The organism is Paraburkholderia sp. (assembly GCF_035948235.1).
Taxonomy (GTDB): Bacteria; Pseudomonadota; Gammaproteobacteria; order Burkholderiales; family Burkholderiaceae; genus Paraburkholderia.
The window spans coordinates 39,575-46,620 of sequence record NZ_DASZJJ010000164.1 but is presented as its reverse complement, the minus strand read 5'-3'; the positions used below and the strand labels follow the sequence as shown (position 1 = coordinate 46,620).

Sequence of the window (7,046 nt, the reverse complement as noted above, 5' to 3'; positions counted from 1 at the left end):
AGCCGGGCCTTGCGCGGCGGCGGCATGGCGTCGCGGACGTGGCTGCGGTTAGCAGCAGTGACAGTAGCAGTGACGAAGGGGTGTCAAAAGCGGCGCCATAAACATGGCAAAAACATGCCAAAGCGCATCTGTTGCAAATCTGCGCTCTCCTGACACGAACATTATGATTTCAATATTTCATCGTAAAATGCGCCAGCCGCCGCACTCTAACGGCGTAGCGCTTTTACGCCCGCGATGCACGTCGATCTTCTCACCCTATATTTCCTCGCGATCGGAACCCTTCTCGCCAGCGCCGCGATGACCCTCTGGGAGCATCGCACGCACCCTGGGCGCAGCAAGGAACTGAAAACACTCGCAGCCGGTTACACCACGCTCGCCATTGGCTGCGCGGCGGTGATCTGGCGTCGCGAGTTGCCCGGCGTATGGGGTTCCGCGCTCAGCAATATGGTGATGCTGTGTGGCTATCTGCTGATCGCCCACGGCGTCGCGACCATGAACGGGCGGCGCTATCGTCTGGCCTCTGCGCTCATCCTGCTGGTCCAGGCGCTCGCCTGGGTAATTTCGGGCACGCGCTGGCTCGAGATCATGTGGATGTATCTCACCGCGATCCCTATTTCGCTGACCGCCGCGATGGCCGCGCGCGAACTGTTGCGCGGCGAAGGCCGCAAGTGGGGCCACGCGCGCAATATCGCGGTGCTGGTGACGGGCGCCCACGCGGCGCTCTACGCGTTTCGCGCGGCCGTGCTGCCGTGGCTGGCCACGCGCTACGGCGAGTCCATCCTGCCGATGGTCAGCAAGATCACCATGTATGAAGGCGTGCTGTATTCCGTCGTCCTGCCGATGACCCTGCTGCGGCTCGTGCGCGAAGAGACGCACAGCCAGCTTTTGCAGGAGTCCCAAACGGATTATCTGACGCGCCTGGGCAACCGCCGCTGGTTCTTCGAAGAAGGCGCGCGCATGCTCGGCCACGCGGGCAGGCACGAGCCAGTTGCGCTGCTGGCGTTCGACCTCGACCACTTCAAGGCGATCAACGACCGCTACGGCCATAAGACCGGCGACGAAGTGCTGAAATCGTTTTCGGCCATCGCGCGCGGCGCGGTCGGGCCGCAGGCGCTGCTCGCGCGCATCGGCGGCGAGGAGTTCGCCGCGCTGCTGCCGGGAATGGAAAGCGCGCCCGCCCAGGCGATGGGCGAGCTGATCGTGCGGCGCTTCGAGCAGACGGCGGCGCTGGGCATCGACGGTGTCGGTATCGGCATGCGCACGACAGTCAGCATCGGCCTCGCCAGCAAGGACGGCGACACCGCGACGCTCGCCGATCTACTAGCCGCCGCCGACAAGGCGCTCTACCGCGCCAAGTCTCTGGGCGGCAACCGGCTGGAGCGCGCGGACAGCGGCGCGCAAACCACCGACGCATAAAAAAGGGCCGCGGGAATCACCCCCGCGGCCCTTTTTACATCCGGCGAATACCGCCGCTTAAATCGACTTCTTGAACGGCGCGCCCGAATGCTCGCGCAGTTCGTTGAAGACGATCTTCGGCCAGGCCTTCTGCGCGACGTCGATTTCGGAGACGTGCGAGGCCAGGTAAGTCGGCGCATTCGACGCGTCATAGGCCATGCGGGCCTCGTACGAATCGGTGAAGCGGCGCAGCTCGACCGGATCGTCGCAGGTCACCCAGCGCGACAGGCGGTAGCGCGCAGGCATCAGGCGCACGGCGACCTTGTACTCGGCCGCCAGACGGTGCGAGACGACTTCGAACTGCAGTTGACCGACCGCGCCCAGAATCGTCGCGCCGCCGTGAATCGGGCGGAACACCTGGATCGCGCCTTCTTCGCCAAGCTGCTTGAGCGCTTCGCCCAGTTGCTTGGCGCGCATCGGATCGACCACTTCCACGGTCTGGAAGATTTCCGGCGCGAAGAACGGCAGACCCGTGAACTGCAGGTCTTCGCCTTCGGTGAGTGTGTCGCCCAGACTCAGCGTGCCATGGTTAGGAATACCGATGATATCGCCAGGGTACGCTTCCGCCACGGTTTCGCGGCGCTGCGACAGGAAGCTCACCACGTTGTTGGCGCGGAAGGTCTTGTTGTTACGCGTGACCTTCAGTTGCATGCCGCGCTCGAAGTGTCCCGAGCACACGCGGATAAACGCCACGCGGTCGCGGTGCGCGAGGTCCATGTTGGCCTGCACCTTGAACACCACGCCCGTGAATTTGGCTTCGTCAGGCGAGACCGCGCGCTGCACGGCCATGCGCGGCGACGGCGGCGGCGCGAGATCGACCAGCGCGTCCAGAATTTCCTTCACGCCGAAGTTGTTGATCGCCGAGCCAAACAAAACCGGCGACTGCTCGCCCGCGAGGAACGCATCGCGGTCGAAGGTGGGCGTCGCGCCCGTGATCAGCTCGACTTCTTCCTTGGTGCGCTTCCAGTGGTAGCCGAAACGCGCTTCGCCTTCGGCATCGCTGATGTTCTGCAGCGTTTCGACCTCGCCGTCGAGCGAGTGCTGACCCGCGCGGAACACGCGCACCTGATCGCGCTGGATATCGTAGACGCCCTGGAATTCCTTGCCCATGCCGATCGGCCAGGTGAACGGCACCGCCGCCACGCCCAGATGCTGCTCGATTTCGTCGAGCAGATCGAGCGGCTCGCGCACTTCGCGGTCGAGCTTGTTGATGAAGGTGAGAATGGGCGTCTTGCGGCTGCGGCAGACTTCGAGCAGCTTGAGCGTCTGCGCTTCCACGCCGTTCGCGCCGTCGATCACCATCACGGCCGCGTCCACGGCCGTCAGCACGCGGTACGTATCTTCCGAGAAGTCCTCGTGGCCCGGGGTGTCGAGCAGATTGATGACGGCGTCGCCGTACTCGAACTGCATCACCGAGCTGGCGACCGAAATGCCACGCTGCTTTTCGATCTCCATCCAGTCGGAGGTCGCGAAGCGGCCGCTCTTCTTGCCCTTCACGGTACCGGCGATCTGGATCGCGCCCGAGAACAGCAGCAGCTTTTCGGTGAGCGTGGTCTTACCCGCGTCCGGGTGAGAAATGACCGCGAACGTGCGGCGGCGTCTGAGTTCGGCAACTGACATGGATGGAGCGGGTATCACGGATAAATTCGGGCAACCGGCCGCGCGGCGGGGGTTGCGGATGTGGCCGGCGCATCGGCGGCGGCCGGCCCGGCGGCCAGCGCGGCGGCAGGCCGGCTGCGGCACGGCAGGCGGGCGGCCTGCGCGTCGCGGCCTTCGAGGCGAATAGCACGATCGGTCTGAAAAACGCGACCGACGGTTCGCGGCAGGAAGGCGCCGGGGACGAATGATACACGGCATTACCGCCCACGACTAAGAGTTCGCTAAGCAGGGCGGGAAGCGGCGCGCAGTGGCGGAGCCTTTATGGTGAGCTTTTACGGGAAACCGGCGCCACGGGGCCGGAAGCGGAAGGCCGTAGCCGCCGGGCAAAGCGCGAAAGGTCGGGCGCTCGGGTCTCGGCGCGGCAGCGCTTGAGCGCAACGCTCAGAAGAAAGTGTTTTGCGTCATGGACTTGCGCGCGTGCGGCGCGAGGACTGAGCGCCATCAAATGAAACAGCCCGGCGCCGCAATGACGCGGCGCCGGGCTGACGGCAGCGCCAGGAAACAACCGTGCGCCGCTTGAAGGTGAGGTTTTACGGGAGGCGTGAGTTGACGCCAGGTTCAGACGACACCCTCATTGCTTGATGAGAAAACGGTCGCGATTCTTCACGCCAGCGAGCCACGCCGGAGCGCGGCCACGGCCGCTCCAGGTTTCACCGGTCTTGGGATTCGCAAAGCGCGCCGGCAGCGGCGTCTTCTTGCGCGCGGCCGCCGAAGCTGCGGTCGTGAAGCCGAGCTCTTCCGCCGTGATTTCGTATTCCGCGATCTTTTCCTTGATGTCGGCGATCGCCTGCGCGACTTCCTTTTCGCGTGCCGCCGCAACTTCCTTGTGCAGCTTTTCGAGTTGGGCGGTCAGTTGCTTGTAGCTCGGCATGAGTAGAGATCTCCAGAAGGACACAGGGCATTATTGTGGCTCTTCTCACGCGCGAAAGTGGCAAATTGCGCGTCTTTTTCGCATATTTCCGTCAAATTATTGCGATTTCTTACACGCGCAATCTGACGTAATACGCTCGCTAACGAACGGTTTCGCGGGCAGGACATCCTTTCGCGCGCCGCTCCAGGGCGCACAGCGCTTCGGCCAGGCGCTTGACGCGCTGCAATTGCGACGGCACCAGATTGGCGCCCGAAACCGCCGCAACGCGACCGCGCCAGTAAGAAAGAGGAATGCGGTCAGTGCCCGACAGTCTTGCGACGACCTGCTCGAGATGCTCAATATCCTTTTCGAGTTGATGATGATTCATTCCTGGCCCCGGGATTCATCCAACTTCCGAAAGACGCCATTCAAAATGGCATCGGCGCATTCAATGCCGCACAACGAAAAACGATTAATCGGCGCATTGATTGGATTGCGCCGGATTGCAGAATGGTGACTGTCTCGCAGGGCGGCTCATTGGCCCTTGGCAGTCTTTTTTCTCTGCAAGGCAAATTGAGACTAGAACGGGCGTAGCAGAGCATCCGTTGCCTACCGCACGGAACACAATGGGCGGCTCGTCCAACCTGACGGCAATCAGTCATCAGACAAATCGAAGATTAACGGCCGCTAAAACCGCTGTATATTCCACAGTTGTGCAAGGAATATGCGCTACGCATTTTTAATGCGGCCGATACTTCGCGGTGGGTTTGAAAACGGGGTCGGCGTGAAATCGAACGAATCGGAATACGACTGCCTGTTGCACGGCATTTACGCCACGCTCGAACGACCCGCGGCATGGAAGGATTTTTGTGCCCAATTGCGCGAAGCACTGGGCGCCGCCTCGATCCAGTTGAGCGCATTCGACCGCCAGCGCGAGCTGTTCTCGTGGTCCGACGGTTTCACCATGCTGCAGACCGAACCACTGGAATTCATTCCCGCGCTCTATTGCGATGACGCCCGCCTCGAATGGCTGCGCGCCTGCGCGCCCGGCAAATGGCTCAATTGCTGCAGCGACGCCGGGCACAGTCACGGCCAGGCGGTGTTCGAACCCTGCGTGCTCGCGGGCGGCGGGCGCTTCGTCTCGCTGTGCAAGCTGATCGACAGCGGTGCGCTCACGGCCATGATCGCCTGCCGCCGCAACGAAGCCGACGGCCCGCTTCCCGAGCCCGCACGCGCCCTGCTCGAGCGTCTGACACCCCACCTGATCCGTGCGATGCGCCTGAGCCTGAGCCGCCTGCTGCCCGACGCCAGTGCGCTCGCGGGACAGACACACGCACCCGCGATGCTGGTGAGCGCGATCGGCGAAGTCCTGTACAGCAACGAGAGCGCGCAGCGCCTCTTGCGGGCGACCTCGCTCGTGCGTGTGCGCGGCAAGCGCATCGCCCTGGCGGCGCCGTATCAGGCGCGTTTTCTGGAGGATGTGGCGATCAGCGAGGCGCGCCTGCGAAGTCAGGTGAGCGGCGCGCGGGCCGCCGCGGCGCGCCTGCGGGCGCTACGCATTGTCAGCGCGGCGGATCGCGCCAGACGCACGGAGAACACGGACGATGAATCCGGGGCGTCGCTGCCCGCCGCCCCGGAAGTGCTCTACGCGTTCTACAACGTGGTGACGCCGGGCGAAGCCTCCACGACCGATCTGCGCGCCATGGCGGCGCTGACTTTCTACCACCCGAGATCGGCGCCGACGGTGGACGAACAGGTGCTGGCAACGGCCTTCGACCTCTCACCCGCCGAATGCCGGATCGTGCATCTGCTGGTGGACGGCTTCACGCCCAAGGAAATCGCCGCACGCGTGAGCGTTCAGTACGACACGGTGCGCAAGCAACTACAGTCGATCTACCTCAAGACCGCCACGCGGCGGCAGCCCGACCTGCTGCGCCTGCTGATGAACCTGCCGGCGCGCGGGCAGCCCGGCGCGAGCAGTCACTGACGCGGCCGAAACACACCGCGGCCAGGCTTTCAGTCAATTTCGGTCAGGTGCCGGCCAGGTGCCGGCCAGATTCAGCCTTATTTGCCCTTGCAGGCGAACACGAGCGTGAAGGTATCGCCGCTCGTGGTGGTATCGACGGTGTCATAACCTGCCCCGGCACAGCGCGCGCGCGCCTGCTGCACGCACGAATCGCGGTCGCCGCCCGCCGGGCACTGAACCTGGATCGTGGGACGGCCATCCGAAAGAAACAGCGGCGGGCCGCTGCTGCAGGCAGACAGCGCCGCGAGCAGCGCGCAGGCGCCTGCCGCAAACGACAGCCTGCGAAGAGACGACAAAGAAAACGACGGCGAAGCAAAACGAGTCATGGAGTACCCCGGGGGCGTTCTAGTTTTTCGACGTTGCGATTGTGCCATGCCGCGTGACGCCTGAGCGCCATGCGGCAAGCATTGCGCACCCCAGGCCAGCCGGGGCTTTCAGCGCTGCGGCGGCATCGTTTTGTAAGGCGGCGGCGCGTGGGGGTCGGCGCTCACGCGCACGAACACCTGCTCGACATCGGCGATGGCCGTCAGCCGCCGCTCCAGCGCCGCGCGATCGAATTGCGCGCCCGCGCAGCCCTCCGCATACACGAAACGCCGCTGCACCGTGATCCACAGGCTGGTGCCGGCAAGACTCGCATCGTCCTTGAACTGCGTGCGGATCGCCTGGGCGATGTCGGCGTCGTAGAGATAGGAGTTCGGCTTCGAGCACTTGTGCGCGAGCCAGCAGGTGGTGCCGCGCTCGACGCGATAGTGGGCGTCGTCATCGGCGTCGGACTTGGTCATGCGCGGGCCGAGCGGCTGCGGACACGCGTTCACCGCACTCGACAAGGCGAAAAACGGATCGTTGTACCAGTTGCGGATTTCGCTTGGATCGACGGTCGTCGACTGCGCCATCGCCAAGGCAGAAAACGTTACCAGAATCGCCACGACGGGCATCGCGGCATGAAACGGACGCCCCCTTCTCACCTGAAACGCCGTGCGTTTGCGCATGGCCGCCTCCCCGAATGCCGATCCCGTCAAGATAGGACCGCGCCGCGCGCGCCGCAATAGCGAAGCG

7 protein-coding genes are annotated in these 7,046 nt (G+C 64.2%); 3 read left to right on the top strand and 4 right to left on the bottom strand.

What is annotated here, in order from left to right; translation table 11 throughout:
• Positions 1-234 precede the first annotated feature (234 nt).
• On the top strand, positions 235-1,416 hold the full coding sequence (locus VG320_RS14560) for a GGDEF domain-containing protein (RefSeq protein ID WP_327200799.1): 1,182 nt from the start codon (positions 235-237) through the stop codon (positions 1,414-1,416).
• A 57-nt stretch (positions 1,417-1,473) separates the two neighbouring features.
• Here the strand turns inward: VG320_RS14560 and VG320_RS14555 are convergent, their stop codons facing one another.
• Together VG320_RS14555 and VG320_RS14550 are read right to left on the bottom strand one after the other, a co-directional pair.
• Positions 1,474-3,075 (bottom strand): peptide chain release factor 3, encoded by a 1,602-nt coding sequence (locus VG320_RS14555; protein ID WP_327200798.1) that lies wholly within the window; start codon positions 3,073-3,075, stop codon positions 1,474-1,476.
• Positions 3,076-3,685: 610 nt separating this feature from the next.
• Positions 3,686-3,985 (bottom strand): H-NS histone family protein, encoded by a 300-nt coding sequence (locus VG320_RS14550; RefSeq protein ID WP_327200797.1) that lies wholly within the window; start codon positions 3,983-3,985, stop codon positions 3,686-3,688.
• On the opposite strand from VG320_RS14550, the gene VG320_RS31185 reads away from it, so the two are divergent.
• On the top strand, positions 3,984-4,481 hold the full coding sequence (locus tag VG320_RS31185; RefSeq protein WP_414696043.1) for a hypothetical protein: 498 nt from the start codon (positions 3,984-3,986) through the stop codon (positions 4,479-4,481). The genes VG320_RS14550 and VG320_RS31185 overlap by 2 nt on opposite strands.
• 267 nt (positions 4,482-4,748) lie before the next feature.
• Positions 4,749-5,951, top strand: a complete 1,203-nt coding sequence (locus tag VG320_RS14540; protein ID WP_327200795.1) for a helix-turn-helix transcriptional regulator — start codon at positions 4,749-4,751, stop codon at positions 5,949-5,951.
• 77 nt (positions 5,952-6,028) lie between these two features.
• Here VG320_RS14540 and VG320_RS14535 read toward each other — a convergent pair whose 3' ends face one another.
• Positions 6,029-6,316 carry a hypothetical protein gene (locus tag VG320_RS14535; RefSeq protein WP_327200794.1) on the bottom strand — a complete coding sequence of 96 codons (288 nt, stop codon included), beginning with the start codon at positions 6,314-6,316 and terminating at the stop codon, positions 6,029-6,031.
• A 108-nt stretch (positions 6,317-6,424) separates the two neighbouring features.
• Positions 6,425-6,979: a BON domain-containing protein gene (locus tag VG320_RS14530; RefSeq protein WP_414696042.1), complete on the bottom strand. Its 555-nt coding sequence runs from the start codon at positions 6,977-6,979 to the stop codon at positions 6,425-6,427.
• Positions 6,980-7,046 lie beyond the last annotated feature (67 nt).

Coding starts and splice junctions, on each gene's coding strand:
- VG320_RS14560 (WP_327200799.1), top strand. CDS start 235: ATGCACGTCGATCTTCTCACCCTATATTTCCTCGCGATCGGAACCCTT.
- VG320_RS14555 (WP_327200798.1), bottom strand. CDS start 3,075: ATGTCAGTTGCCGAACTCAGACGCCGCCGCACGTTCGCGGTCATTTCT.
- VG320_RS31185 (WP_414696043.1), top strand. CDS start 3,984: ATGAGTAGAGATCTCCAGAAGGACACAGGGCATTATTGTGGCTCTTCT.
- VG320_RS14550 (WP_327200797.1), bottom strand. CDS start 3,985: ATGCCGAGCTACAAGCAACTGACCGCCCAACTCGAAAAGCTGCACAAG.
- VG320_RS14535 (WP_327200794.1), bottom strand. CDS start 6,316: ATGACTCGTTTTGCTTCGCCGTCGTTTTCTTTGTCGTCTCTTCGCAGG.
- VG320_RS14530 (WP_414696042.1), bottom strand. CDS start 6,979: ATGCGCAAACGCACGGCGTTTCAGGTGAGAAGGGGGCGTCCGTTTCAT.